Consider the following 26,949-nt stretch of genomic DNA (forward strand, 5'->3'; position numbering starts at 1 on the left):
CCGCGGGCCGCTAATCTTTCAGCCACTGTTTGCGCAGCGTGAACAGCTCGCGCAGCTCTTCCTTCGACAGCTCCGTTATCCACTGCTCGGACTGGCCGACGACCTGCTCGTTCAGCGACTGCTTGCGTTCGATCATATCGTCGATTTTCTCCTCCAGCGTTCCAAGCGAAACGAATTTATGCACTTGAACCCGCTTCTTCTGTCCGATCCGGAACGCGCGGTCGGTCGCCTGATTTTCGACGGCCGGATTCCACCAGCGGTCGAAATGAAATACATGGTTGGCCGCCGTCAGGTTCAGTCCCGTTCCCCCGGCCTTAAGCGAGAGCACGAACGCGCAGCCCGGCTGCTCCTGATTTTGGAAACCCGCGATCATCTCGTCGCGCTTTGCTTTCGGCACCCCTCCATGCAAGTACGGAACGGGCAGCGACAGCCGCTCCTCCAGCAGCTTCTGCAGCGTAGCCCCCATATCTACGAACTGGGTAAAAATAAGGCAGCGCTCGCCTTCGGCAGCGACCTCCTCGCACATTTCAAGCAGCCGCATCACTTTCGCGGACCGTTCCGGATCCCACAGCTCCGCCTCCCGCTCGGCTTCGCTTCCGTCCTGCAGCAGCGCAGGATGGTCGCACACCTGCTTCAACTTCGTGATCGAGGCGAGAATGAGGCCGCGGCGCTGCATCGGCTCCAGCGTATCCAGTTTCTCCAGCAAATCGGCCACAATATTTTCGTATACGGCGCCTTGTTCCGCCGTTAAGGCGATGAACATTTTGTTTTCATTTTTATCCGGCAGCGACAGCTCGATGGCGGGATCTTTCTTCAGCCGGCGCAGCATGAACGGCTTCACCCAGCGCTGCAGTCCGGCGATCGTTTTTTCGTCCCGTTCCCGTTCAATCGGCAAAATAACGGCCCGCCGGAATTCCGCCATCGTACCAAGATAACCGGTATTGATAAAGTCGTAAATCGACCACAGTTCCGTCAGCCGGTTTTCCATCGGCGTTCCCGTCATGGCGATCCGGTGGTGCGCACTCAGGCGGCGTATCGCGGAAGATTGCTTTGTGTAGACGTTCTTGATGTTTTGCGATTCGTCCAAACAAAGCGTCTCCCATTGCACCGAAGCGAGCTCCTCCTCATCAAGCGGTGCAAGCGAATAGGAGGTAATGACCAGATCGGCTCCTTCGGTGAATTCCGCGAACGACTCGCCCTTCATTCTTCTGGGCCCGTAATGAAGCCGCACATCCAGCGTCGGGGCGAACCGCTCCAGCTCTTTCTCCCAGTTGCCGATGACCGACGTCGGACAAATGAGCAGCGACGGACGCTTCGGTTCTCCCGACTGCGCGACCAGCTCCTTCACATGCAGCAGATAAGCGGTGAACTGGACCGTTTTGCCCAGACCCATGTCGTCGGCCAGACAGGCTCCAAGCCCGAAGCGGCGCAGGAAGAGGAGCCATGACATGCCCTGGCGCTGATAAGGGCGAAGCTCTCCCCGAAACTGCTCCGGCTCCTGAAGCAGCGGCAGCTCGTTCACGTTCTGAAGCTGTCCGATCAACCGCATCATATTTTCGTTCAGCTCGACTTCCGCCTGCAGCGGCTCCTCGCCTTCTTCTTCGGTGACGGGAATTCCGCCCTGCAGATGCATCTGCATGACGTCGCGGAAAGAGAGCCCCTTCTTCCTGCCGACCCGCTTCATCCATTCCCGGATTTGCCGCACATCATCCGGGTTCAGGTGTACCCACTGCCCGCCGATTTGCATCAGCCGCCTGTTTTCTTCCGCCAGGCGCAAAAATTCGGCTTCCGTCAAGTCCACATCGCCGACAGCAAGCTTCCAGTCAAACTGGACGATCTGACTCAGGCCGAACATCGGCTGCTCTGCGGAACCGACCGAAGACTTCAGCTTCGCTTTCAGTCTCAGCTTCCGCTTGCGGACCGCTTCCCACCAGCCCGGAAGGACGACCGCGCAGCCGTAGTCAAGCAGCTTAAGACTCGCGTGCTCCAGAAAGCCGTACGCTTCCGTGTCCGTCAAGTTCCGCTTCACCATGCCGGGCGCCGCCTCATCTTCCCAATCGGGAAGAGCCTGCAGCCATCTTTCTTCTTCCTTGATTAGGCGCTCCTTCAGCAGCGGCAGCCAATCCTCCGGAACCGTCCACGACTCGCCCGCCGCCGGCAGCCAACGGCCGGGTTCATCCTGCCGCTCCAGCGGAATCCACTGCCCGCCTTCGCGGTCCTGAAGAGCGGCCCGCAGCCTCCAGCTCCGCCCTTCTTCCGGCTCCGCCAGCTGCAGGGCGGTGCGGAACGGGAACGTGTCCTTCTTCAAGCCGATCGCGATCAGCCAGTCTTCCTCATGAGGCGATTTGCGCGTCAGCTGCGGGCCTGCGCCACCTTCGACGCGTTCCCAGGCGGCAGCCGCGCCCGGTTTGTCCGCGATCAGTTCCTCGACAGCGAGACTGAGCCATTCGTCCGCGGTGTCCTGCAGCGCACCGTTCTCGGCCAGCAGCGCATTCCAGCGCCGGGCGGCCTCCGGCTCCGATTCCGGCAGCCGCACCTGCCAGCGGCGTTCGCTCTCCGACCATAGGCGCCAGTGGGGAGCGAACCAGCCGCCGATCAGCGCTTCGCGAAGCAATCCGCCAAGCCGCGCGAGCTGCTCCAGCTCTTGCCCCCATTCGACCTCCAGCAGCCGGACCGGTCTTGGGAAGGCGAAATAATCGACGGCAAGCAGCGGAGTAAGCAGAAGGGCCGCCGGGCGCCCTTCTTCCGGTTCCAATTCCGCCAGTTCCGTTCCATACCAGCTCGCCGGATGCCAGGCAAACAGCAGATTGCTCAGCCTGCGTCCGTATTCCGACGGGTCCGACGAATAAAGCGCAATCCCCCTGCCGGGTTCCCAATGTCCGTTCACAAGCAGCGATCCAGCAGCGACAAATCTTCTCATTTCAAAATGTTTCCTTTCCACAGCTCTTCCTGCAGCGCCCTCATCCGTTGATACTTGCGGGCGAGCCTGGCCGTATAATGTTCGAACCGGTCGCTCTTTTTATCCGCCTTATACAGCTTCTCCAGCTTCTTGAGCTGCTTCACGGCCATCCGGTATCCTTGCCGGTTGCGGGTGGAGATCCACTCTTCCACCGCATGATGGTACAGCGGGACAAGCACGGCGGGCGCCGATTTGGCAACGATCCGGATATCCTGATTGTCAAGCTCATCGGGGCGGATCCCCATCGTCAGCTGCAGATCGGCCCACTCCGTGTAACGCCCCCGGTCAAGCCAATGATCGGCCAGCTCTCCGTACGCAAACGGCAGCAAGCGGATCATATAAGTCTGCCAAGAGGGGTTATCCGGCTGCCGCAAATCGGCGTTCCGGCAAAGCAGTAAAAACGGCTGAAGCAGCGAGGAGTTGCGGTACTCCCCCATTTCCCCGAACAAATATTCCATCCAGCCTTCAAGCTTGCCCCATTCGTTTTCTCCGGTTCGAATGTTCGCGTATTTAAAAGCGAGCAGCGAGGCGTTCTCAAACGGCACCCGGCGAAGATTTGCGATCGCGTCCGCGTCGTTTCCTTCGGAAGCATCCAACCGCGCCAGCGCCGCCAGTGCAAATATGGTTCCGCTGTCCTCCTTGACGGGCGTAGGGGCGGCTGTCCGCTTATCTTCCTTGTATGCTCCGTTCCCCGGCGATGCATCGGCCGGTTCCGACCCGCGCGCGTTCCGGAGACGGCGCTCAAGTTCCTTCCGTTCCCGCACCCGCCAGCGGCGATCTTCATCCAGCTTGTCGGCGAACGTAAAATAAAAATAATCCCAGCGGAACAGCTGGCCCGCACCGCTCGAAGCCTGATCGTGCAGCAGTTCGCACGTCCAGTCGCGCCATCCTCGTTCCCTCTCGTTCATCGCTTCCGGCTCCAGTTCACGGATGAGCGTTTCATAATGCTCGATCCAAGGCTCCGCCATTCGCGTAAAACTCATTTCCTGATAATACCGGCTGAAGGCATCTACCGTCGTAATCGCCTTTTCCGCCTGCATCAGCACAAACAGAATCGCGTTCATCCAATGAAGCCGCTGGCTGCTCTTCGGCCACATTTTCGCCGATCCTTTAAGCGCCGACAAAACAGGCTGCAGCGCATGCAGCGAATGGCGGCACTGGCGCCACGTCTCCCCGTAACGCTCCGACATCCACCGTTCCCATTCCTCAGGCGCGGCATCCAATCCCGGCGGCATAGCTTGCGGTGGCCCATCGGATGCCGCAGCCGTCTGCCGAAGATCAATATAAGGCTTGAACTCGAGGCCCATCAATCGCTCATAAGCTTCCTGCGCCCCATTTTCCTCCAGTTCGTACGCCGCGAAAAAGACAGCCGCCATATGCTTGCAGTATCCTCCGTATGGGCAAGTACAGACGCTCCGGGTAAATTTCTGCGCATCCAGCGTGACGGCATACAGATCGCTTCCGCGCACGATTCCCTCCAGCGTATGATCTCCCGCCAATCGGATGCCGGATGCTTTTTCTTTCCGGAAGTAGTTCCATCCCCGTTCAATCATTACCGACGGCAGTTCATCCATTAATTGCTCTTCCAGCATCGGCAGCAGCGCCGACATTCCGGTAGTTGTGTCCATACGTATCCTCCGCTCGGTCCGGCATTCCTTATATTATACCAAAAAAAGAGCGCTACAGGCGATGAATCACACCTTTATGCGCTCTAATTATCTCCGAATTCCGGAAATGATGTCTGTTTATGTCGAGCCGGACCGTAAAGAACGCAGGTAACCGGCGGCAGCGGTTACGCAAACCATTTCCGCATCAAACTGCGAAACGCCCATTTGCGTTCTTCCTTCTTTTTATACCGCGGCAGCACGCGGTAGATCCCCAGCGCTTCATCCAGCGCTTCCTTCGCTTCCGTCCTTTGCCCCAGACGAGCTTTGATAAGGGCCAGCCGGTAATAGCCTTCGCAGGAAGAGGACTGGATGCTGCGGAACGCTTCCAGTTCCAGGAGCGCCTTGGCAGGATCATTGCCTTTATCTTTATCGCTGTACCATGCTGCCAGCCTCAGGTGAGGCTGACCGTACTTCACGTTCGAATTAATGGCAAGGGCGCGGCGAATGGCCGCTTCGCCTTCGGCTGCTGAGCCGGTATACAGCAGGCAGGTTCCGTAATCGTCCCAAAACTCGGCCGAGTCCTGGGTCGCATGCGAATCTTTCATCGGCTCCAGCAAACGGCGCGCCTCGCCGTACTTCTTGCGCTCCATCCATAAGCGGGCCAATTCGTGCTTGGCGCTGACATCGTTGTTATTGACGGCCAGCTGCCTGCGCAGAGCGGTCATCCGGCTTTGCCGCCGGAACGGCTTGACGAGGCTCGGCGTCAAACCGACAAACCGGCGGTCGAGTATATAAAGCACGACGAGCAGCACCAGAAGCGCAAGGAACGGATTGCCCAGTATTCTCCATAATAGAGCGAAAAGAAGGATTTTCAGCACATCTGTCACTCCCTGCCTTTTTTCCCTATCATAGCATGGGAATCGTCCGGTAAGAAGACGCACGGCCGATCGCATACGGTTGCGGGCTGAATCAAGAGATCAGGCTTATCATTACCTTTTTGAACCTGCTGGTTTATAATAAATATAATGGCATGGAAGACAGTGATGCATTTGCAAATCGACGCCACCCACAACATCGTCTCCGCATTGCTGGACTGATCTTCCAGTACGGTTCAGGTCCGTGTAAAGTCTGAGTTTCCGGGCGGCCGGCTGGTCGGAGGAAAATATTCCATGGGCGCAAATCACTTATGCAGCAATCCGCTTAATATACATGCGAGAAGAAGCCGGCATCCGCAGCGGATGCCGGCTTCTGCCTTCATTCAATCCCGATGTACAAACATTATGATAGGATCAGTCCCGCTTTGCCCCGGGACTCTCCGCCTTTTTCACCTAATGAAACGCCAATCAACAAAATGATCAAAGCGTTGTCCGGTTTGCATATGTACCAAGCCTTCCCCCGATACGCTCTTTTATAAGCGAAACCTTGGAGGGAAGGCTTATCAAGAAATACGCAGGGTGCGTCAGATCAGCAATTCCCCAAGCTTGATCAGCTCGACAACCGCTTGCGAACGACCTTTAACGTTAAGCTTTTGCATAACATTAGAAATATGGTTCCTCACGGTTTTTTCACTGATAAACAATTGCTGTGCGATATCCCTTGTCGTTTTGTCTTGGACTAATAATTCGAAAACTTCACGTTCTCTGTGTGTCAGTAAAAATTTGTTTTTGTGGTCGCTGCCCTTCAAATTCGTCACCCCTCCTTGCTCGGGTTTTTATGTGGTAACAAGGTTAAGGGATACAGTCAACTTATCTTATGAAAAGGGCGATTACATGGTGCGGTGTTCATACAAAATGGGCAGTGCAGGCCACAAAAAACCGGGTCCCTCATCGGGATGCCCGGTTCATATAAACAGTCGTCTCATTTGGCGTCGGTCGGGTTTAACTTTGGAAAGAGGCTCTGTAACGGGAACGCTCCCCCCCCCCCGGTTTTCAATAACTTTAAACGCTTCGGGAGCGTGCTCCCCGGACGGATTAAGATAGCAGCAATATTAATAAAAAAAGACCGACCCCAAACGGCCGGCCCTGCGTATATTATGGCGGTACTACCTCGTCCCGGCGGGATTATTAGCGGCGGCATTAACGGGAAAAATCTGGCGCACCATTTCGCCGAACTCTTCGGCGAAGCCTTGAATCGGCCGGCCTCTTCTCACGTCGTTCATATAATTTGTCATCCTGCCGACAAAATCCGGATTGGTCGAGACGTATACATTATCGACATTCGGCGCTGAGTTCCGCACTTTATCGGAAATTTTAGCTTTAAGGGGATCCGTCAACTCGGAAGCTTCCAGCATGCCGTTGCCGTTCATGCCCGTACGATCGGTCATTCCTGTGCGGCCGTTCATGCCCGTACGGTCGGTCATTCCTGTACGGCCGTTCATTCCTGTGCGGTCGGTCATTCCCGCGCCTCGCCAGTTGTTCGTGCCCGTCATTGCTTTCGGCCTCGTGCCCGCACCGGTATTGTTGTCCAGCGTGACGGCGACATAGGCGTTGTTGTCCGTAAGAAGGACATATGCAGAATCGACTTCCTTCATCTGCGCGATTTTGTTCGCGATTTTCTCGTCCATCGTCATGTTATTGGCCCCGACTGCATCGTTGCGATCCGGACCGACTCTGTCGTTCCCGTTTAAACCATTCATATTGTTGTCCGTTACGCGTCTGTCCAAAATCCGGTAGCCGTCGTTTCTGTTTTTGGTGCGCACGCCGTCTTGATTCATCGTCGTGCAACCCGCCAGCAAGGAACCAAGCATGACGCCGGTTGCCAGCACCATCAGTTTGCGCTGCATTCCTTCATCCTCCGTTTCGTCTGCTTCGTTGTTGGGCAAATCACGCCCTGTTATATCGTTAGCCAATCACCCTGCCGCTATGTAGTCAATGGTTCCCAGCCGCCATTATGAACCATGGCAAGGGCATTTGCGCCGATCAGCCGGTATGAGTTCGAACTGGAACTTCATCTCTTGACGAAAGACGGATGAAGGTAGTACATTTATAGTATCAAGTATTAGTATCTGGTACTAAATATAAAGAATGGATGGTGAGTCGATATGCAAGCTTCCGTTTCTTCTTTTCATACAAAAGCGATTATTAGCGCTGTCGGCGCTTATGTACCCAAGCGGATACTTTCCAATGCCGATTTGGAACAAATGGTCGAAACATCCGACGAATGGATTATGCAGCGTACCGGAATCCGCGAACGACGGATTGCTGCCGAAGACGAATTTTGCAGCGATTTGTGCTTTGCAGCCGTTCGTAACATGATGGAGCAGTCCGGAAAAGAGGTTGACGATGTCGATTATATACTCGTTGCGACAACGACGCCCGACACCTTCTTTCCGAGCATGGCCGCCCGCGTTCAGGCCGAATTCGGCATCCGCCAATGCGGTGCCGCCGATCTCAACGCCGCCTGCGCCGGTTTTATTACGGGGCTGCAAATGGCCGGCGGTTTGATCGCAAGCGGAGCGTTTCGTAAAATCCTTGTCATCGGAGCCGAAACGCTGTCCAAAATTACCGATTATACGGACCGGACGACCTGCATCCTGTTTGGGGACGGAGCCGGAGCGGTGCTTGTCGAGGCCGGCGATGCGCAGAGCGAGTCGTCCTTCCTCGGAACGCTGTCGCTTACCGATGGCGCGGAAGGACATCAATTGTACCGCTCCAGCCTCTCCGCTTCGATCGGAGAGGTGCCGATTGAAACAACCGGCAATATCGTGCAGAACGGACGAGCGGTTTATCGCTGGGCGGTTAGCCGGGTTCCGGAAGGCATCGAGCAGCTGCTGAAACAAAACGGCTTGGCGGCGGCCGATATCGACTGGTTCATCCCGCATAATCCCAACATGCGGATTATTGATTCGGTATGCGAGAAAACAGGCATTCCCGTCTCCAAAACCGTGACTACGCTGCTTCATACGGGCAATACGTCCGCCGCTTCGATTCCGATTGCGCTCGATAGCGCTCTGCGGGACGGCCGAATCCGCAAAGGCGACAGGCTGCTGCTTTACGGCTTCGGCGGCGGCCTGACCCAGAATGGACTGCTGCTGCGCTGGGAATGATAACATCAGCGTGCTAGGCGAGCATGACGGAAAGCATCTGTTCCAGCCGCCGCGGGTACGTATGCTCCCGCATCGTCCGGTACATGCCGCGCATGGCGATTTCCCGCCGTTCCTCCTCATGATGGAGATAATACTCGATTTTTTCGATCATTTCCGAAGGAGAGGAGTATGTCACCAGCTCCACTCCGGGTGTATAAAATGACGCAAGATCATCGCGGATATCGGTCAGCTGCAATGTTGCGCAGGCCGATATTTCGAACGTGCGCGGGTTCGGGGAAACGGCGGCGATGTGCTCTTTATTGCTGTTGTATGAATCATCATCATGAGCCCGGTGCATATTGATGACGATTTTGGAGGCATTATAGGCCTCCGCCGTTTCCAGCGGTCCCATCCAATGTCCGGGTTTGATTTTGGACTTCAGCAGATTGAAATGACGCAGCCTCTCCCACCACAATCCGGATATGCTGATGTCTCTCATGGCCAAATAATTGGAAATCTGATTGAAAAATTCGACCCGTTTCCAATAGGCGGAGCCGATAAAACTAATCTCCTTGCGCAGCGAAAGCGGCGGATTTCGCGGACGAAAATCGTTCAAATAAGCGGCAAACGGCAAATAGTGCACATTGACGCAGCCGTTGCGCATATAGAACTCGACGCATTGTTTCTCAAGCGTAAACACATAATCGTAATGCGGCGCCAAATTTTTCGTTACGTCGGTATAATACGGGTCATCCGTAAACCACACCGCGGTTTTGATCCCAAGTGCGCGAATCGCGTCCACCTGTTTCGTCGGAAACTGCAGGCCGTCAAGCACAATGACCGCATCCGGACGGAGCGACGCCGCTTGCTGCGCAACCGGCTGCAGAGCATTCGTCAGACTGAGACGGCCGACCATCCCTTTGAGCGATTCCGCAACGGCCGTATCCAATGGGGAATACGGAAATCCTTTCCCGGTCGCCACGAACATAATATGAACGGGAAAATGTCTGATTTCATCTTTAATGCTTCTTATAACCGCCTCGCATTTGCCGTACCAAACCCCATGATCCCAGCCGGTCAGGTAACCGTCCGTTCGGCCCCTAGCAATTGCGGATCTATGAGCCGTCAAGTTGCGCAGACGTCTCGTCTTTCTTCCGCCCGCCGTTTTGCGCACTCGATGCAAGCGGCGCCGCGGCCGCCGCTTTGCGACTTTTACCAACATGATCTCCTCCTTGGTGTGAACCGATTAATATCCGAGCAGCATGAGTAACCTTTGGATGCGGGCGGCATAGGAATGATCTCGCATTGTCCGGATGAGTCCCTGCAGGGCGATGCGCCGGCGCTCGTCTTCGCGCTTCAAATAATACTCGATCTTGCCCATCAGCTCCCGCGGTCCGGTAAACGTTTCGAGCTCCAAGCCGGGCCGGTAATAGCTCGGCAGATCTTCGCGGATATCGGTCAGCTGCAGCGTACCGCATGCGGAAATTTCATACGTGCGCGGATTGATCGACTTTCCCTGCAGACGGTACGTATTTTTGTTGTCGGAAAGGGCTTCCGTCGTCCGGTGAATATTAATGACAATCTTTGCGCCGTTGTAATATTTGACCGACTCTTCAATGGGCATCCATCCGTCCTTTATGTTCGACTTCAATAATCGGTGGCGTTTCAGTCGATCCCACAGGCCGCCTGCGATAACGACCCGATGCTTTGACAGTTTGGAAGCGACGGCGTCGAACAGTTCGATCCGATTCCAGAAACCTTGACCGATAAAGCAAACGTCGCTCCGATATTGAGGCTCCACTGCCATTGGCCGGAAAAGGCTGGGATCGGCGCCGAGAGGGAGGTAATGCACATTGGAACAGCCGATGCCGCGGTACAGGTCGACTGCTGCCAGCTCGTGCGTCAGAACCGTATCGTAATGGGGGGCGATTTCCACCGTCTGCTCCGTAAAATAGGGATCGTCGGCAAACCAGATCGCGGTGCGGGTTCCAAGCCCGCGAATCGCATCGATCTGCTGCAGGTGATTAGGAGGAAAAAAGTGCAGACCGTTCAGAACGAGCACCAAGTCGGGCTTGATGCTCGCGGCCAGCTCCAGCATCCGGCTGCTTTCCGCGATATGAAGCTCGCCTACAGACATCCGGAGCGCTTCGCTCACTCCGTGATCGATGGCTGGAAAACCTTGCGGCACGTACAGCACTCTTAAGGGCCGCGGCGGAAGGGCCGGCTGCGGGATCGCGGCAAAAGCCGCGGTACAAGCCCCGTCGCGCACTCCGTCCTGAAACCCTTTTTTGTAACCGGCGACCTTCCTCCTCATCCGCGTACGTTTCAATTGCCTGCGCATCACATCTGTCTCCCTTCTTCTTGCGGCCATATTACTTATTGATATGCCGTGCACTCCAAACACACATGGTCACTTGTCCGCATCTGCATAAATTTGGCTTCTATCTATCCGCTGCCGCCTAAAGGCTTGTCCGCGCGCAAAAAAAAAAGGCGCCGCCCCTTAAGATCATCTTCGATGACTGTTGGGACCGCCCCCAATATAAGGTTGATCATCCTGACGACCCTTTCCTAAGATCTCAAGTCAAGGCTGCTGCTCGTATGCAAGCTGGTGACCTTCCTGAAGCCCGACGCCAAAGCCGGCGTTATAGCCTTGCTGATAAGCCTGGTTGAAACCTTGGTAGTAACTGCTTAAACTGCGGTTGCTTTTACGGGTTACTGTGCGCCGGCGTCTTGCACCCGCAGCTCTGCCGGCCGATTTCTTTTTTTGTCCTCTTGCCGCTTTACTATTGCGCTTTATACCGGTGTCCGGACGGATCCGGCGCTTTCGGGAAACAATTTTACGCCTTTTTATCCCTTTGGCGCTTTTGGTGAATGCCATGTCCATCCCCTCCTCTTCGTTCCAATCGGACAGATGGATTCATCCATGGCGGAGATGGTTTCGCAGAGCGTTTGCGGCTGCGGAGCGCCATACCGGTTACCGATTCCGCCATCGACATCTGAATCCCCGTCAGCAGCCGGATATGCTCACGAAGCTTGCCGGGCATGCCCGGCAGCTGTTCCGCGGCATCGGCCGCGTTTTCCAGCAGACGCGCAAGCGCCTGCTGGCTGCGGGCGATTGCCGCAATCAGCAGCAGCTTCGCTTCGCGTTCCTCGAGGCTGTACCGCGTTCGTTCATCGAAGCTTAAGATCATATCCTTCGTCAAGGCCGGTCACCGAAGTCCATTCCGCCGCCCATCATGCCTCCGCCCATCATTCCGCCGCCGAAGCCGTCCATCATGGACCGCGAATCATGTTCGTGACGGAGCACAACCTTGAGCATCGAAACCATCCCCTGTCCAAGCTTGTTTATGCCGTCGATAATATCGATGATCTGGTCGTGAACCTTTACGCTTTCGTCCAATTGGACCTGCTGTTTAGGATGGGAATCGTTTGAAATATGGTTGTAAATCCATGTGCGGACTTTTTCGGCTTCCAACGCCTTTGCATCGAGAATATGAGCAATATTCCACTGCAGCAGAGCGGTCGTTTCCAATAGCCGCACTAATGACTGTTCGCGTTCGGACACGTCAAAGAATCCTCCTTTCCATCAAACGGATTACTCCTCTTCTCCGTCCAATTCACGCATAATATGCGACAGCTGTTCTGCCATCGTATGCTGCAGATCTGCGATGCTGTTCAAATAAGCGACAATATTTTTGTTTACCATTGCTGTATTGTCCAGCAGCGCCGGAACACCTTTAAATTGCGGGTGATGGTCCGGCAGTGCATGAACAATTTGGGCCATGCGCACCGCTTCATGCTTTTTCGCTTCAAGAATGCGCGCAAGCTGCCCGTTCATATGGGATATATCTGATAAAATTTGGTCCAAATGATGCTGCATGCCCCATCCTCCTCGTTGTACAGCATATGCGCGAATGCGGAACCTGCTACCCGGGACTATTGCTTATGCGAGTCCGCATACAGCCGCCGGATGCTACAGCCGTTGAGCCATCTTCTCCGGCGCGATAATGGGAAGACCGTCGGGCAGGGCGGCAACAACTGCGGGATCCCCCGTCCCTTCCCTTTGATGATGCAGGCCCCAAGCCTCCAAAGCAGCCCTGGAAACGATACGCCTTTTGCAGCCTTTTGCAACCCGGTACGTTCCGGCTCCGGGAACGATGCAAATAAAGGGGGCATCCGCACCATCCCACTCTGCAGCGGCTGCGGAAGCATCGATCTCCATGCCGAGCGGCCATTGGTTCATTTTTACCTGGGACAGGCGGACGGACGGAAGCTTCCATTCGCCCCGAATGGCACGCCGCTCCCCGTCTTTCAGCCAATACAGCTTGCCTCCGGGACCGTTCACCGCAACTCCTTGGGGATAAAAAACCGTCTCCCCGCGGTGGTGCACTTCGTCCGGCCGCAGCCCGGATCTCCACGCGGCAGTCTCGGCGAGCAGCTTGTGCGGATTGCCCCATTTTTCTTCATAGAATTCCCGGTTATTGCGGTTGACCGCTGCAATCTTCTGTTTACCGAGCGCGCGAATGCTGACGCTGCCGTAATGATGAATAAACGTGTCTCTGGCGATGACCAGCTTGCCGCCGAGCAAACGAACCCGCACATTGTAATCGTCGTCTTCGAAATTGCCGATTTGGTAACCTTCGTCCAAATATCCGGCCCGCTCCCACACCGATCGGTTAAAAAGCATGCAAAAACCCGTCAGTCGTTCGGTCTCCTGCCATTTGGCCGCATCGGAGACGTTGTGGCGCCGGGCAAATGCGTTCATTCCGCGTATCGAACGATACGGAACCTTTATCAATTGGTCGCCGCTAATATAGTTCGTCACCGGTCCTACGATCCCGATGGAGGGATCGCTGTTCAAACAGGCAAGAAGATTGTCAAGCCACCGGGGGGTAACGATCGTATCGTTGTTGAGCAGCAGCATCGTCGTTCCTTTTGCCAGCATGAGCCCGCGGTTGACCGCGCCGGCAAAACCGGCGTTGCTGCTCATGGTTGCATACCGCAAGCGGCGTTCGCGCCCGCTGTAAGTTCGTAAATATTGCGCCGTTCCGTCGGTTGACGCATTATCGACCACTATAATTTCGTAAGGCTGGTTCGTATGGGCGACAATGCTTGCAATGCACAGCTTCAAATAACGAAGCTTATTATGGCTTGGAATAATAATGCTCGTTCCTTGAAAATAGGTGCCGAAGCTTTCCTTCCCGCTCAATAGACCGTCTGCATAACCGGCACCAAAACCTTCTTCAAACCGGGATCGGAATGCATCTCCTCTTGACGTTCTCATCGGTAACGCCCCAATCGGTTAGGTTTAATCATACTTCTTTAGATAACGGCCCTCCCGTCTACAAGCCGGTCGGCCATATGTCCGATATCGAGAGCCGTCTTCTTCATTTCGGCGGCTATTCGCGACGCCAGCACAACAGCCGGGATTCCGGCAGCGATAAGCGCAAGATCGAAATCGGCTTTACGCACCTCTTCCATCACCATTCCGATATCGAGAAAACCTCGTACAGGCGAAATAACGGCCGTCACCGTAAAGCCTTTTTCACCGAGCCGCTGCGCAAGCCCTCTCGCCTTGTTGCCGACAAGCAGCAGCTTGCGGCCGCGGATTAAGTCCGGCAGCAGCCCCGCTTCATGAAGCTCGTAATTCACCGTCGATCTGCACAGCCGCAGCGAACGAAGATTAATGTTCAGCCCGTTCAGAGCGGGATGGAGCAGCTGTCCGAAATAAATGCGGCGTGACACAGGCACACCGACCAAGTTCGCATTCCGAATCGCTTGGGCGAGTTCATCCCTTGCGGCCAGATTCGGCGGGTGAATGCCGGCATAAGGCAAAAAAGGCCCCCGCTCCAGTATCTCTCCGGCAGGATAAACCGTATCCTGTGCAAGCGCCAGCAGTTCACCGTCCCCGAGCCTTACCATAGAAAAGGGCAGTCCCTCATTCAGTGCATGCTTTATTTCGTTATACACCGCCTGCGCATCCAGCACGTTGACAAGTCTTGGGCGCATCGCTTCCACTCCTGCCGCGATTACCTCCCGCAGTCCGATATCCGGCAAAATCGTGTTCGGCGGCAACGTTTGCTCCAGCAGCTGTTCCCCGCCTTCGTATCGCGCTTCATCAATCTTTGCCTGCAGCTTAACTCCGGTTGCCGTAACGGTTAAATTTTTACCGGCTCCCTTACGCTTTACAGGAAGAAGCATACCGCGCATACTTTTTTTGCTCCGCGAATGCCGCTTTCTCCCTGGCCGGCCCGCTATACGCTTAAAGCTGTGCAGCGGCGGACGCTTTCTCCCGAAGCGGCTCCGCATGCGGATCGAACCGGCCGCCGCTCTTGTCGTCGCCTTACTTTTGGCCACGGCCTAACTCCCTTTCCCGCCGCGCCTGGACGACAGCTGCTTCCGTCTCATAAACGCGGCCGCTTCGTGCAAAGAATCGAACGTTCCGGCATCGGTCCACCAACCCTCAAGCACGCGGTAAGTCAGCTTACCGGCCGCCGCATATGCATTGTTCACATCGGTAATTTCCAGTTCCCCGCGCGCCGAAGGTTCAATGGAAGCAATAATATCAAATACGCTTCCATCGTACATGTACACACCGGTCACGCAATAATAGGATTCCGGTTTGGCGGGTTTCTCCGCAATATAAACAATTTTGCCGTCTTTGCCAAACACCGGAACGCCGTAGCGTTCAGGGTCGGGAACCTGCTTCAACAGCACCATCGCGCCCTCGTTCTGCCGGTTATAGTCTTCAACGTAAGGACGAAGCGACTTTTCAACCAAATTGTCTCCCAGCAGCATAACGAACTTTTCGTCGTCTTTGACATAAGGTTTAGCCAGCTCAAGCGCTTGCGCAATGCCGCCTGCTTCCTCTTGAATCAAATAAGTAATCGAGACGCCGAACTCACGGCCGTTTCCAAGATAATCAACGAACAGTCCTGCAGATGACCTCCCCGTTACAAGCAGAACATCATGAATGCCGGCTTCAGCTATTTTTTCGATCGCGTAATGAATCATCGGATAGTTATAGACCGGAAGCATATGTTTATTCATAATGGTTGTTAATGGCTTCAGCCGCGTTCCGGTTCCTCCGGCCAGCACGATTGCTTTCACTTTGTATCACTCCCTGAATGAACTTTCACTCTTTCCGCTAGTCCAACCGGCTGCCTCCCGGTTTCTGGAACGGTCCGGAAATGTCAGCCGGCTGCATCCATTGGATTGGACCATTACCCTGCGCAGCGCATCAATATGGCTGATGGGCAGCCAATCGGAAACCACGCTATGCGGCCTGCGAACGGGGCATCCTTTGCCGGTGACAACCTTCATTTTTGCCGCGAGAAGACTGGCGTGGGCCACGGGCGGAACCGCAATAATATCCCTTCCGAGATAATCAATCGCCCGGCGAGAAAGCGAATAAGGAAGTGCCGTAAGCGAATTGGCGATTAAATCCGGCCTTCTGAGCGAACAGTTCAGAAACGTCTGAACCTTCGCCCAGTCATCCCATGTCGAGAATTTCCCCAAGCGGCCGGAAATGTCGCTGACAACAGCATCGGCCCCTTTATCGACTGAGGTCAAAAAGCCAACGAGCCGTTTGGCCGGAACGGGGGTGCCGCCTTCCATAAAAAGCACATTGTCCGCTGTCGTCTGTTCCGCTCCAAATGCCCTTGCAGCTTCCCCGCTTATCGCAGCATCATATTGAATCACTTTCACCCGTTCCGGAAATCCGGCTGCTGCAGACCGTTCGCTTGCTGAGGAGCCATGAAGCACGACGATAATTTCCTGCAGCGGCAGCCGAAGCAGCTCATTAACGACAGCTCCCAGTGACCCGTTAGACCCGGTATCACTACTGCTAACCACAGCAGCCGCATTTTTGCGCAGACGAACGCTGAGAGGTTTCAAGATCACCCCGGAATCCTGTAAGATGCGCCTGCGATTTAACGGCAGAGCATTTTGAGTCCGGCCAGCTCGACTTGAACGCCTTAACCGGCTTGCCCCACCTGACCGACCTGACCGACCTGAACGCCCTAACCCGCTTGACCGACTTGCTCTTTTTATGCTCCTAAAGGAGGAGTTATCAAATCGGATGTGAAATTTACGCTTTCGACGTTTTTGGATCACTCAGACTCACCTGTCATATTCCGGACTTCCAGCCGGTCATCATATTCAGCGCTTCCAAAACTGGCGCCCAATGGATTGCTCGCTCCCCAACTCCTGATTTTTCCGCTGGCTGAGCTCTTTCAAACTGCTCGTCATCAGGCCATTGGGCTTTTCCGTCATCATGCTCAATCATCCACCCTATCGCCTCCAGATGATCGCCGATAATAAGATGTTCGAGCGGTGTAACCCGCTCTCTGCGGCGGCGCAGCGGATTAATTTTTCCGACGTTGACCTTATTGACAGTTGCGACTTTAAGACCGAGACGCACCGCCTTCGCATGTGCAAGCGGAGGAACGGACAATACAGCGGAGCCCAACACCTGAATAGCCTGCCTGCTGAGCGCGTGAGGTACGGCCGTTAGCGATGTGCCTTCTAGATCGTGACGGCCCAACAACTCATTAAGTGCATGCTTGGCAAGAACGACGTTGTGAACCTTTTTTTTGCCGGTAGGGCCCGAATAATTGTTAAGCGCGACATCCGCATCTCTCTCCATGATCGCCTTCACAAAAGGTCGGAGCTTCCCGGCCGGAATAACCATATCCCCGTCGATAAACAGCAGCACTTCTCCGCGCGCAGCCTTCGCCCCTACACTTCGTCCGACATCGTGTCCCAATGGATAAGGGTATTCAATCAACCGTACTCTTTTTTGTCTCGCGATCTGAACAGATCCATCCGTAGATCCGTTTGCGACGACAATAATTTCGTAGCGGGGATGAATTTGCTCTGCTTGCCGCAAAACACGGGCGAGCGTCTTCCGTTCATTCATAACCGGAATAATAACCGAAACCAGAGGCGGCTGGCCCGTTTCAGGCTCAAATGTATGTTCGGTATATTCCGTTTGGCTCCGGGCGGTCCGGCGTTGGCTGCTTCCCCGCTGCATTTGAGCATCTGCGCGTTTGAATTTGCGTTTGCGTGCGTGCTTCATCGGGTTCACCTCACGTATTCTCTTTATCCTATGTCGGAATAAAAGTGCGGTAACGGCATTTGTACAGGTTAGCCATTTGCCGGGTCTGTCGTAGGCCGGTTGTCGCAAGTACGAGACGGAATCGGCCGCTTGAACAATTCCGCACATTGCATTGCTCATCTCACTAGTTGTCTCTATTTTGCTTACTTTTCTTCACTCTCCCATTAACTCAGGAAAATTTATCTTGCTTCCTCTCGTAATTAATGGAGCAATTTCCATACCTCGCCCTTAAAAATCACCTTATTTCGCTGAACCTTCTTCTTTTGAAAAATGATGCTTCCCTTTATCTATGGAAAAATCATCATATCTGCGCTCTTCCTCTACCTACATGGAAATCATAACCACCCTCTCTCTCCCTCTGACCTGTAGAAAATCATCATTATCCCCACTTTCCTTCTAACCGTATGGAAAATCGCCTTTTCTTCACACTCGACTCGCTCTCTGACCCTATGGAAAAATCGCCTTTTCTTCACACGTACGTTCTCTTAACCCTGTGGAAAAATCGCCTTTTCTTCACACGTACGCTCACTTAACCCTACGGCAAAATCACCTTTTCTTCACACGTACGCTCTCTTAACCCTATGGATAATCACCTTTTGTGCACTCTCCCCCTAACTCAGGGAAATGAACTTATGCACCAATATTTTCTTCAAAAAACAATTGAAACAGGAACATATGTTTGGTATAATTGAATCATAAGCGAGAACATACGTTCCTTCATTGATTGTATCTTGTATTTAATCCTGACTTGGAGGTCATTGCTCTTTATTTGTGTCTGCATGTGAACATGAGCAGGACGCGCGGAATGTGTATTAAGCTTTGCTTTATACAAAATGGAAGGATCTTATCGAGGTGGAGGTGCAGATGATGGGCGGAGGAATGCTGCTATAAATGCCGTGCAGCTTGCCGCCGTGCTGGACGTCACTTATAAGAGAGCCTGGTCCATGCTGCATAAAATCCGGATGGCCATATCTGCCGCCGACGGTATAAATCCTCTTTCCGGCAATGTACAGGCAGGCCTGATTCTATACGGGCGTCAGGTAAAACAATACGATTCCGCTTCCAGTCGACCTCAGTCGGCCCAATCTGTTTCCAAACTTCCGGTCATCATCGGCGCCAGCTACGATCGTATTGATAATCTTGTACACCTCAAGATGAAAATCGTGCCAGCAAATCATATGAATGGCCATCATTTGCTTCGTTCCGGCAAGCAACACTTTATTTCCCGATGGGGACATTCCGGTATGCTGGAACAAAATATTTGTGCCAAACGATTCATTTTTTACCGCAACCGGGCATTAATAGATATCGTCCGCACTGCTACAGCCTGGATAAATCGTACCTTCCACGGCATCGGGAGACGATACCTTCAACTTTATTTTGATGAATTCTGCTTCCGGCATCATTTCAAACATAGACCGCAGGAGGCTTTCAATCAGTTGGCTTCCTTCTGCATTTGCTTTAGTTCAAATCGCGACCTTTCACTTAAAGCCGCATAGAATATTGCACGGTGTCATGCCGGGCAATTGTGATTTTTTGTTTGTTTCCTGAGCTGAAGGGAGAGTGCCCCAAAGGTTGTAAACAGAGGGATATCGATCTCCCAATGCATTCAATCTTACACAGCAAAAAAAACTTGCCTGAACCAGGCAAGTTTCCATGATGATCAAGTTCATCAGAATCATTTCTCTTGAGTGCCGGCCAAACGGAACTCCTAATCCGTCAGCTTCCGAATGCAATCCAGTTCAGACAGCCTGCCGATCCGGCCGATGGTTGAGTGCGGATAATCGACAAAGTCGCCGCTTCCGCCGTCTTCGTTTGCAGGACCGTAAAGCAAAACGGGAGATTGACGGAGGCGACAAATGAGTAATCCGTATTTGAAAACGGCTCCTTAAAAGATACGGTTACATGAATATGATTCGTGTTCTTAAAAGAAAAGAGCTGCTGGCCGTACTGCTGAAGTGCAGGATTCGCAGCACTCGCTGCCCGACTCAAGCCGGCTTCCGTATCCACAGTTGCTTCCCGACCAACGCCGGGGTCCGTACCCGTTGTTATAGCGGCTGCTCCGCGCGTATAACCGGATGGATCGACAGTTGACGGTTGGACGGTATGCGGACTTGAAACTGCTGTCGAAACCCCGGAAACATGGACAACCGGAGCCGTAAGAGGGACTCCGGGTTGAACCGCAACCGAATTAATGGCTACCTTTTTCCTCTCTTCAGCAGATGCAATCTTCATACTGCCTTGTTCTTTGACGGATTCTGTGGAAGCTTTTATAGGAAATTCTGAAGAAACTTTTATAGGAACTTCTGAGGAAGCCTCCAAGAGAATGTCTGTGGACAAGTTCGTCTTACGATGATTGTCCAGCCATTTCAACTCCGATATATTGGGATTATCGACATAAAACAACGGCTTTGCAGGTTTGCGTCTCTTCGGACGGCTCGGTTTTCTTTTCATACACATCTCCTTCTCCCGACTCTTAGTTCTTATCACTATATGCTGTCTTCTCGGGAGGGATACTAAAGAGTGCGATGCGCTGCATGCCACAACGAACCGATACCTGCGCCAAGCGGCACTGCAGACGAAATAGCTTGGTGTGTAAATCGTTTCGCTGAACCGACCGCTTCCTCCATCTGCATGCCGAGCGCCAAAAAAGCGGTAATCGCCGAAGCCGTCGTACACCCCGTGCCATGGGTATGCACAGTTGCAATCCGGGGAGCGCTGAACAGCAGGTGACGGCTCGGGTCTTCTTGGCTGACAAGAACATCGATCGCCGTTTCATTCGCAGCCTGATCGTCTAAATGTCCGCCCTTCAGCAGTACATGCCGCGGACCGTATTGCAGCAGGCTACGAGCCGCTTCCGTCATCGCGCTTACGGAACGAATATCGGATTCCTGCCAGCCGAGCAGCAGGCACGCTTCCGGTATATTAGGCGTTACAAGCTCCGCCAGCGGCAGCAGTTCCGTACACATTGCAGAAACCGCGTCGCCCTCAAGAAGCGCAGAACCATGCTTCGATAGCGTCACCGGGTCGACAACGATGTGAGAGGACCGGTATTTGCGGAGAAGCCGTGCCGTCAACTTCACAATTTCAACCGAACAAAGCATTCCTGTTTTGACCGCATCGGTGCCGATATCGCTCAGCACAGCTTCGATCTGCGCTTCAACGCTCGATACGGGAGCCGGCCAGATGCCATGAACGCCAACGCTGTTCTGCGCGGTCAACCCCGTAATCGCGCTTGTGCCGAATACACCCAGCTCTTGAAACGTTTTGAGGTCGGCTTGAATGCCGGCTCCGCCTCCGGAATCGGAGCCCGCTATCGTAAGCGCTATAGGAACGCGTCCGGCGCGGGGGATCACAGCTGCTGCGCTCATGCTTGCCGCCTAAATGCGGAGGCGAACCGTTCCGGCGCAAAAGCAACCAATTGCTCATTCACTGCACCGTCCAATAATCTGCCGACATGGTAAGCTGTTATCGGACTAAGCAATATACCGTTGCGGTAATGACCCGCCGCCATAATGATATTCGGATGTCCGTTCACACGACCGAGCAGCGGCCAGCCGTCCCGGGTTGCGGGCCGTAAGCCTGCCCAGCTGTGAACAGGATTCTCCCCAGCCAAAAACGGCATCATTCTCGATGTCCATCGGCATAACCGCTGAATACCGTGTTCGGTTACCGTTGAATCGAAGCCGGCTACATCCTCCGATGCTCCGCATACTAGAGTACCGTTATTTTTTCCGACCCAATAGGCTTGACTTGTGAACACCATATGGCGAACAAATCCGGCCGGTACTTCGTAAGCGCAAATTTGGCCCCGGATCGGATGGACCGTAACAGGGATATTAAACCAGTTCTCGAATATACCCGACCACGCGCCTGTACACAGCACAATCCGGTCCGCTTGAAACGAACCGGCGCGTGAAGTGCCGACCGTAATTTCAGATGACACCGAATGAAAATCTTTGACGATGAACTCGGTCAACTCTCCGGCATGTTCAATCAGCGTGACGCCGGCATTACGGCAAGCCTTTTCCAATGCAGCAACAAGCAGCGGAGCATTAATATGACTTTCCTCGGGGATGTAAACGCCCGCAATGGCTTCTCTTGATAACAACGGCTCGAGTTCCCGGAGCTGGCGGCCTTCAACCAATTCCGCCCGTTCCGTGAACGGCGATTGCCACGTCAATCTTGTTTGCAGCGGCAGCAAATCGGCTTCATGGAAGACGGCGTTGATGCTTCCCGTGCGAAGCCACTCCGCTTTCATTCCGGACAAGCCTTCAACTTTTTCCAGCCATTTCGGATATAATCTTAAACTGTCAAGGCACAATCGGAAGAAAGGATCGGGCTGCTCAGTATTTTCAGAGAAGGGAGCGAGCATTCCCGCTGCCGCTCCGGATGCCTGCCCCCCAAATGCTTGAGACTCGATGACCGTTACCGCACGTCCGTCCCGAACCGCCTCCAGCGCACAGGAAAGGCCGATGATGCCTCCGCCGAGTACGATTACATGCTCCTTCACGATAAAACGGCTCCCTTCAAATGGTAGTTGACGCACATTTATTGTTGATCAAGCTAAGTCGCGCTCGGAGACGCCGCTGCAAAAAGAGAGCCTTCCGGCGTGCTGCTTGCCGAAGCATACTGCTTCTTCGGAATGCGTCCCGCCTGACGGGAAAGTCTGCCCGCCTCGATTGCAAGCTTCATGGCATGAGCCATCATAACGGGGTCAAGCGCTTTGGCGACCGGCGTATTGACCAATATTCCGGCTGCGCCCAGCTCCATTGCCTGAGCCACATCCTGTGCGCTGCCAAGGCCGGCATCTACAATAATAGGCACATTGGATTGTTCCGTAATCAATCCCAGATTGTATGGATTCAATATGCCGAGGCCTGTTCCAATCGGCGCTCCGCCGGGCATAACAGCAGCTGCTCCCGCTTCTTCCAGACGTCTGCATAGAATAGGGTCGTCGGACGTGTACGGAAGAACGGTAAACCCGTCCTGCACCAGCCTTTCGGTCGCTCTTAAAGTCTCAATCGGATCCGGAAGCAGTGTCTTACTGTCGGCGCTAATTTCCACTTTAATCCATTTCCCCAAACCTGCCGCACGCGACAGCTTCGCAATTCGTACCGCTTCGTCCGCATTACCCGCACCGGAAGTGTTGGGGAGATAAATGAGCTTTTTCCCTGATAAATGCTGTAATACGGAATCGTCTCCGATTTCGTCCAGGTTAATTCGCCGAACGGCAAAGGTAACGACGTCGGCGCCAGAAACGTCCAGCGCTTCTTTAAGTACGGCCGGGCTTGGAAATCTGCCCGTTCCTAGAAACATTCGGGAAGAAAGCCGTTCCCCGCCAATAACTAACAGATCTTGATCTTCGACTCCCATATCGTTAACCCCCTGCCACAAAATGTACCAGTTCGACAACTGCTTCATGACGGAGCTGGGTTTGATCCCATTCATCGCGGTTTACAACGGCGCCGTCAAGCTCGACAACGATTCGTTTATTGTGGAGCTCATAGGACTGAACCAGCTGACCCACATTCTGTGAGCGAGTAAAAACTTGCTTGCCGTTAACGGTTACGCGAAGCAGCGAACTGTCAATCGCTCCGTTTGAACGGGAAACAATCCGGCTTAGGAAATCACGCGTTGTCGCTTCAACGTTACGGCTGCCGACAATGGCGGAAACGGCGCATATCCGTGAGGCTCCAGCCTGAAGCACATGGTCAACGTTATCGAGTGTAATACCGCCGATCGCAACGAAAGGAATCGTAATTTCCGCCGCCGCTTCGCTGACATAGCTAGTCGTCACCGCCGCCCGTCCCGGCTTCGTACCGGTTGGGAATACCGGACCGACTCCAATGTAATCGGCCCCGTCCTTTTGGGCCGTTCTGGCCTGATCGATATTATGCGTGGAAATCCCGATAATCCGGTCAGGACCTAGTATCCGGCGGGCTTCCGCAAGCGGCAGATCCTCCTGTCCGAGATGTACGCCGTCGGCGTCACAAGCAAGAGCAACATCCAAATAATCGTTCACGATAAAAGGAACGTTGTAACGCCTTGTGAGTTCGCGCAGCGTCTGCGCTTTTTCCATCAGCTCGGCTTTGGAGGCTTCCTTGTCGCGAAGCTGAATGCAGTCCGCACCGCCTCTCAGCGCCTCCTCGATCACTTCCGCCACGCTTCTGCCGGGGTGATAGTTTTCGCCTGTAATGACGTACAGGCGGACATCGTTCATACGGGTCACGTTCAACCCTCCTGATCATAAAGATAATAAATTGCATAATTGCCGGGCACGCTCGGCATCGGAAGTTCCGTGTACGAGAATTCTTCCATCGGGAAAAATGACCATTTTTTCGGCATTCCCGTTCTCATCCGGATCGGGAAATTCAGCCCGCAACAGATAGGGGTTTTTCGTTACCGCAAATCCGCGCCGTTCCAGAACATTGTGCAGCTCCGGCAAATGGAAACTTGTACCGAGCTTAACCTGTACCGTATCTCTGCCGCATAGGGTTACGGCTTCAAGCAATGTGGAAGGTTCAAACTCACTGTCAGCCTCCCCCCCGATGGATGGATTCTCGGCAGCTCCGCTCGCGCCATCGAACTCGTTTTTCGGCTGATTAACGTCCGATCTGTCCGACTTTATCTGCCGAGGCCCATCGATGCGGGCTGCAGATGACTCGCCGCAGAACGGACAGCTGTGCCGCCCGGGCGGGAGCTGCGATTCGCGGATGCGAAAATTCCACAAATCTGCGCTAAGCCACGTCCGCCGCAGACCGGCGTCGCTGCCGAGCCACTTTAACGCTTCGGCAGCCTGCTGGGAAGCGACGAACTCCACCGCTGGAGAAATGACGCCGGCCGTATCGCAAGTTTCCGCGTCGGCGCCTCCTTCTTCGTCTCCGATCAGGCATCGCAAGCAAGCCGTACTTCCCGGCAGCAGCGACGCCGTCATGCCGCTTGCACCCGTGACGCCGCCATACAGAAACGGTATTCCATTCCGAAAGCAGTAATCGCTGAGCAGCAGACGTGTCGGAGCATTGTCCGTACCGTCCAGCACCAGGTCCACACCTTCGGCGATCGCCGGCAGTGTGTGCCGGTTCAAGTCGGCCACATGGGGGACGATCTTTACGCCGGAATTGATGCGCGCCAATCTTTGGGCAGCGGCAACGGCTTTGGGCAGCATCAGACGTGCGTCCTCTTCATCGAACAACGTCTGCCGCTGCAAATTGCTCGGTTCCACATAATCCCTGTCTGCCAGCCGAACCTCGCCGACTCCCGAACGGACCATATGCTGCGCCAGCGAGGCGCCAAGGGCGCCGCAGCCTGCAATGAGGACGCGCGCCTCGCCCAGCTGCCGTTGTCCCCTCTCGCCTAGAGGGGCAAAGCGAATCTGCCTCGAATATCTCTCCCGCCAACTCCCGCTGCCGGCTGCATGAGGCCCGGTTTCGTTACTGCCTCGCATAGATGCTTCCGCCTGCCGCTTTGAACGCTTCGGCCTGCTCTTTCATGCCGGCTTCGATTGCTTCTTCGGAATCGAGGCCTTTGCTTTCGGCATAATCGCGGATATCCTGTGTAATCCGCATGCTGCAGAACTTCGGTCCGCACATGGAGCAGAAGTGCGCTGACTTCGCCGCTTCCGCCGGCAGCGTCTCGTCATGGTACGACATCGCACGCTCAGGGTCGAGCGACAGGTGGAACTGGTCGCGCCAGCGGAATTCAAAGCGCGCCTTGGACAACGCGTCGTCGCGCTGCTGTGCGCGCGGATGTCCTTTGGCGAGGTCTGCTGCATGCGCTGCGATTTTATAGGTGATGACGCCTTCTTTCACATCTTCTTTGTTCGGCAGCCCCAAATGCTCTTTCGGCGTCACGTAGCACAGCATCGCCGTTCCGAACCATCCGATCATTGCCGCCCCGATCGCGGACGTAATATGGTCGTAGCCCGGCGCGATATCGGTCGTCAGCGGCCCAAGCGTATAGAAAGGCGCCTCGTCGCATACGGCAAGCTGCCGGTCCATGTTTTCCTTGATCAAATGCATCGGTACGTGCCCCGGACCTTCGATCATGACCTGAACATCATGCTTCCAGGCGATTTTCGTCAGCTCGCCGAGCGTGTCGAGCTCCGCAAATTGAGCGTCGTCGTTAGCGTCGGCGATGGAACCCGGACGAAGTCCGTCGCCGAGAGAGAAGGCGACATCGTACTTTTTCATAATTTCGCAAATGTCTTCAAAATGGGTGTACAGGAAGTTTTCTTTGTGATGTGCCAAACACCAGGCCGCCATAATGGAGCCGCCGCGCGAAACGATGCCCGTCACCCGTTTGGCCGTCAGCGGGATGTAGCGCAGCAACACCCCGGCGTGAATCGTGAAATAATCCACCCCTTGCTCCGCCTGCTCGATCAGCGTATCCCGGAATACTTCCCAGCTAAGGTCTTCCGCTTTGCCGTCCACTTTCTCCAGCGCCTGATAAATCGGAACGGTACCGACAGGTACAGGGGAATTGCGGATAATCCACTCGCGCGTCGTATGAATGTTTTTGCCCGTCGACAAATCCATAATCGTATCCGCGCCCCAACGGGTCGCCCACGTCATCTTCTCGACTTCCTCATCAATGGAGGAAGCAACGGCCGAATTGCCGATGTTGGCATTGATTTTGACATGAAAATGCCGCCCGATAATCATCGGCTCGCTCTCGGGGTGGTTAATGTTCGACGGAATGATCGCGCGTCCGGCCGCCACCTCGCTGCGCACAAACTCCGGCGACATGCCTTCGCGAATCGCGATAAACTCCATCTCCGGCGTCACAATGCCTTGACGGGCATAATGGAGCTGCGTCACGTTGCGCCCTTGTGCCGCCCGCAACGGCAAGCGGTTCAAGCCGGGAAAGACCTCCGCACCTTTCTCTGCGGCGCGCTCCTGGCTTGCAAAGCCATTATCCTCCGGCTTGATCGTGCGTCCTTCATATGCCTCCACATCCCCCCGCTCTTCGATCCATCCGCGGCGAAGCGGATGAAGTCCGCGGCGGATGTCGGCCTCAAAGCTCGTATCCGTGTATGGTCCGCTCGCATCGTACACCCGCAGCGGCTTGTTCGCTGTCTTCTCGCCTCTCAGTTCGCTCGGCGACAATTCAATTTCTCTCATCGGTACCCGTATATCTTCTCTTGAACCCGTTTCATATACTTTGCGGCTGCCCGGCAGCGGTGTCGTTAAAATCGCCATTAAAAAAAACCTCCCAGCAGATATTGGATAATCCGCTAGGA

Annotated in this window: 25 protein-coding genes; 2 read left to right on the top strand and 23 right to left on the bottom strand. The window is 54.5% G+C overall.

All coding sequences use genetic code 11. From position 1 onward, the window contains the following. Positions 1-10 precede the first annotated feature (10 nt). From VN24_RS01810 to VN24_RS26115, 5 genes are all read right to left on the bottom strand, one after another. A complete protein-coding gene (locus VN24_RS01810) occupies positions 11-2,920 on the bottom strand; it encodes a DEAD/DEAH box helicase (protein ID WP_045669028.1) in 2,910 nt (969 codons plus the stop codon). Beyond that, entirely contained in the window at positions 2,917-4,587 is a 1,671-nt protein-coding gene (locus tag VN24_RS01815) for an SWIM zinc finger family protein (RefSeq protein WP_045669029.1), read from the bottom strand. The genes VN24_RS01810 and VN24_RS01815 overlap by 4 nt, the downstream gene beginning before the upstream one ends. 164 nt (positions 4,588-4,751) lie before the next feature. Further along, complete coding sequence (locus VN24_RS01820) at positions 4,752-5,444, bottom strand: tetratricopeptide repeat protein (protein WP_045669030.1); 693 nt, start codon at positions 5,442-5,444, stop codon at positions 4,752-4,754. 581 nt (positions 5,445-6,025) lie between these two features. Continuing rightward, a complete protein-coding gene (locus VN24_RS01830; RefSeq protein ID WP_045669032.1) occupies positions 6,026-6,250 on the bottom strand; it encodes a helix-turn-helix domain-containing protein in 225 nt (74 codons plus the stop codon). Between the two features lie 357 nt (positions 6,251-6,607). Then, complete coding sequence (locus VN24_RS26115; RefSeq protein WP_052702733.1) at positions 6,608-7,348, bottom strand: YhcN/YlaJ family sporulation lipoprotein; 741 nt, start codon at positions 7,346-7,348, stop codon at positions 6,608-6,610. A gap of 258 nt (positions 7,349-7,606) precedes the next feature. Between VN24_RS26115 and VN24_RS01840 the strand changes: the two genes are divergently transcribed. After that, positions 7,607-8,611: a ketoacyl-ACP synthase III gene (locus VN24_RS01840; RefSeq protein ID WP_045669033.1), complete on the top strand. Its 1,005-nt coding sequence runs from the start codon at positions 7,607-7,609 to the stop codon at positions 8,609-8,611. A gap of 13 nt (positions 8,612-8,624) precedes the next feature. Here the strand turns inward: VN24_RS01840 and VN24_RS01845 are convergent, their stop codons facing one another. The 11 genes from VN24_RS01845 to VN24_RS01895 form a co-directional block, all read right to left on the bottom strand. Next, complete coding sequence (locus VN24_RS01845; protein ID WP_082083568.1) at positions 8,625-9,812, bottom strand: CgeB family protein; 1,188 nt, start codon at positions 9,810-9,812, stop codon at positions 8,625-8,627. Positions 9,813-9,836: 24 nt separating this feature from the next. Next, a complete protein-coding gene (locus VN24_RS01850; RefSeq protein WP_045669034.1) occupies positions 9,837-10,931 on the bottom strand; it encodes a CgeB family protein in 1,095 nt (364 codons plus the stop codon). 240 nt (positions 10,932-11,171) lie between these two features. Continuing rightward, positions 11,172-11,468, bottom strand: a complete 297-nt coding sequence (locus tag VN24_RS01855) for a hypothetical protein (RefSeq protein ID WP_045669035.1) — start codon at positions 11,466-11,468, stop codon at positions 11,172-11,174. Continuing rightward, positions 11,428-11,793, bottom strand: a complete 366-nt coding sequence (locus VN24_RS01860) for a hypothetical protein (protein ID WP_052702734.1) — start codon at positions 11,791-11,793, stop codon at positions 11,428-11,430. Before VN24_RS01860 ends, VN24_RS01855 begins: the two co-directional genes overlap by 41 nt. Beyond that, positions 11,790-12,155 (bottom strand): alpha-helical endospore appendage domain-containing protein, encoded by a 366-nt coding sequence (locus VN24_RS01865; RefSeq protein ID WP_045669036.1) that lies wholly within the window; start codon positions 12,153-12,155, stop codon positions 11,790-11,792. Before VN24_RS01865 ends, VN24_RS01860 begins: the two co-directional genes overlap by 4 nt. 30 nt (positions 12,156-12,185) lie before the next feature. Beyond that, a complete protein-coding gene (locus VN24_RS01870; RefSeq protein ID WP_045669037.1) occupies positions 12,186-12,470 on the bottom strand; it encodes a hypothetical protein in 285 nt (94 codons plus the stop codon). 93 nt (positions 12,471-12,563) lie between these two features. Further along, the gene (locus VN24_RS01875) at positions 12,564-13,874 is read right to left on the bottom strand and encodes a glycosyltransferase family 2 protein (protein WP_045669038.1); all 1,311 of its coding nucleotides are present in this window, start codon (positions 13,872-13,874) and stop codon (positions 12,564-12,566) included. 38 nt (positions 13,875-13,912) lie between these two features. Then, the gene (locus VN24_RS01880; protein ID WP_052702735.1) at positions 13,913-14,947 is read right to left on the bottom strand and encodes a GT-D fold domain-containing protein; all 1,035 of its coding nucleotides are present in this window, start codon (positions 14,945-14,947) and stop codon (positions 13,913-13,915) included. A gap of 3 nt (positions 14,948-14,950) precedes the next feature. Then, a complete protein-coding gene (locus VN24_RS01885; protein WP_045669039.1) occupies positions 14,951-15,700 on the bottom strand; it encodes a sugar phosphate nucleotidyltransferase in 750 nt (249 codons plus the stop codon). Positions 15,701-15,706: 6 nt separating this feature from the next. Next, positions 15,707-16,492: a family 2 glycosyl transferase gene (locus VN24_RS01890; RefSeq protein ID WP_148505181.1), complete on the bottom strand. Its 786-nt coding sequence runs from the start codon at positions 16,490-16,492 to the stop codon at positions 15,707-15,709. A gap of 226 nt (positions 16,493-16,718) precedes the next feature. Then, the gene (locus tag VN24_RS01895; RefSeq protein WP_238590802.1) at positions 16,719-17,669 is read right to left on the bottom strand and encodes a glycosyltransferase family 2 protein; all 951 of its coding nucleotides are present in this window, start codon (positions 17,667-17,669) and stop codon (positions 16,719-16,721) included. A gap of 983 nt (positions 17,670-18,652) precedes the next feature. Here VN24_RS01895 and VN24_RS27245 point away from each other — a divergent pair. Next, positions 18,653-19,207: a transposase gene (locus VN24_RS27245; protein WP_148505182.1), complete on the top strand. Its 555-nt coding sequence runs from the start codon at positions 18,653-18,655 to the stop codon at positions 19,205-19,207. 220 nt (positions 19,208-19,427) lie between these two features. Here VN24_RS27245 and VN24_RS27560 read toward each other — a convergent pair whose 3' ends face one another. The 7 genes from VN24_RS27560 to thiC all read right to left on the bottom strand — a co-directional run bounded on the left by VN24_RS27560 (position 19,428) and on the right by thiC (position 26,908). Further along, the gene (locus VN24_RS27560) at positions 19,428-19,943 is read right to left on the bottom strand and encodes a WIAG-tail domain (protein WP_158453632.1); all 516 of its coding nucleotides are present in this window, start codon (positions 19,941-19,943) and stop codon (positions 19,428-19,430) included. Between the two features lie 281 nt (positions 19,944-20,224). Next, positions 20,225-21,079, bottom strand: coding sequence for a bifunctional hydroxymethylpyrimidine kinase/phosphomethylpyrimidine kinase (gene thiD, locus VN24_RS01910; protein WP_045669042.1), 855 nt, complete (start codon positions 21,077-21,079; stop codon positions 20,225-20,227). Then, complete coding sequence (thiO, locus tag VN24_RS01915; RefSeq protein WP_045669043.1) at positions 21,076-22,221, bottom strand: glycine oxidase ThiO; 1,146 nt, start codon at positions 22,219-22,221, stop codon at positions 21,076-21,078. The genes thiD and thiO overlap by 4 nt, the downstream gene beginning before the upstream one ends. Before the next feature lie 53 nt (positions 22,222-22,274). Further along, a complete protein-coding gene (locus tag VN24_RS01920; RefSeq protein ID WP_045669044.1) occupies positions 22,275-23,084 on the bottom strand; it encodes a thiazole synthase in 810 nt (269 codons plus the stop codon). A gap of 4 nt (positions 23,085-23,088) precedes the next feature. Then, positions 23,089-23,931 carry a thiamine phosphate synthase gene (gene thiE / locus VN24_RS01925; protein ID WP_045672873.1) on the bottom strand — a complete coding sequence of 281 codons (843 nt, stop codon included), beginning with the start codon at positions 23,929-23,931 and terminating at the stop codon, positions 23,089-23,091. Positions 23,932-23,955: 24 nt separating this feature from the next. Continuing rightward, a complete protein-coding gene (locus VN24_RS01930) occupies positions 23,956-25,155 on the bottom strand; it encodes a ThiF family adenylyltransferase (protein ID WP_045669045.1) in 1,200 nt (399 codons plus the stop codon). Beyond that, positions 25,142-26,908, bottom strand: coding sequence for a phosphomethylpyrimidine synthase ThiC (thiC, locus tag VN24_RS01935; protein WP_082083570.1), 1,767 nt, complete (start codon positions 26,906-26,908; stop codon positions 25,142-25,144). Before thiC ends, VN24_RS01930 begins: the two co-directional genes overlap by 14 nt. Between the last annotated feature and the right edge of the window lie 41 nt (positions 26,909-26,949).

Source organism: Paenibacillus beijingensis (assembly GCF_000961095.1).
GTDB lineage: Bacteria > Bacillota > Bacilli > Paenibacillales > Paenibacillaceae > Paenibacillus_O > Paenibacillus_O beijingensis.

Coding starts and splice junctions, on each gene's coding strand:
- VN24_RS01870 (WP_045669037.1), bottom strand. CDS start 12,470: ATGCAGCATCATTTGGACCAAATTTTATCAGATATATCCCATATGAAC.
- VN24_RS01850 (WP_045669034.1), bottom strand. CDS start 10,931: ATGCGCAGGCAATTGAAACGTACGCGGATGAGGAGGAAGGTCGCCGGT.
- thiC (WP_082083570.1), bottom strand. CDS start 26,908: ATGGCGATTTTAACGACACCGCTGCCGGGCAGCCGCAAAGTATATGAA.
- VN24_RS26115 (WP_052702733.1), bottom strand. CDS start 7,348: ATGCAGCGCAAACTGATGGTGCTGGCAACCGGCGTCATGCTTGGTTCC.
- VN24_RS01920 (WP_045669044.1), bottom strand. CDS start 23,084: ATGGGAGTCGAAGATCAAGATCTGTTAGTTATTGGCGGGGAACGGCTT.
- VN24_RS01895 (WP_238590802.1), bottom strand. CDS start 17,669: ATGAAGCACGCACGCAAACGCAAATTCAAACGCGCAGATGCTCAAATG.
- VN24_RS01815 (WP_045669029.1), bottom strand. CDS start 4,587: ATGGACACAACTACCGGAATGTCGGCGCTGCTGCCGATGCTGGAAGAG.
- VN24_RS01930 (WP_045669045.1), bottom strand. CDS start 25,155: ATGCGAGGCAGTAACGAAACCGGGCCTCATGCAGCCGGCAGCGGGAGT.
- VN24_RS01855 (WP_045669035.1), bottom strand. CDS start 11,468: ATGGCATTCACCAAAAGCGCCAAAGGGATAAAAAGGCGTAAAATTGTT.
- VN24_RS27245 (WP_148505182.1), top strand. CDS start 18,653: ATGCTGCATAAAATCCGGATGGCCATATCTGCCGCCGACGGTATAAAT.
- VN24_RS27560 (WP_158453632.1), bottom strand. CDS start 19,943: ATGAAGATTGCATCTGCTGAAGAGAGGAAAAAGGTAGCCATTAATTCG.
- VN24_RS01845 (WP_082083568.1), bottom strand. CDS start 9,812: ATGTTGGTAAAAGTCGCAAAGCGGCGGCCGCGGCGCCGCTTGCATCGA.
- VN24_RS01840 (WP_045669033.1), top strand. CDS start 7,607: ATGCAAGCTTCCGTTTCTTCTTTTCATACAAAAGCGATTATTAGCGCT.
- thiD (WP_045669042.1), bottom strand. CDS start 21,079: ATGAGCGCAGCAGCTGTGATCCCCCGCGCCGGACGCGTTCCTATAGCG.
- thiE (WP_045672873.1), bottom strand. CDS start 23,931: ATGAACGATGTCCGCCTGTACGTCATTACAGGCGAAAACTATCACCCC.
- VN24_RS01810 (WP_045669028.1), bottom strand. CDS start 2,920: ATGAGAAGATTTGTCGCTGCTGGATCGCTGCTTGTGAACGGACATTGG.
- VN24_RS01875 (WP_045669038.1), bottom strand. CDS start 13,874: ATGAGAACGTCAAGAGGAGATGCATTCCGATCCCGGTTTGAAGAAGGT.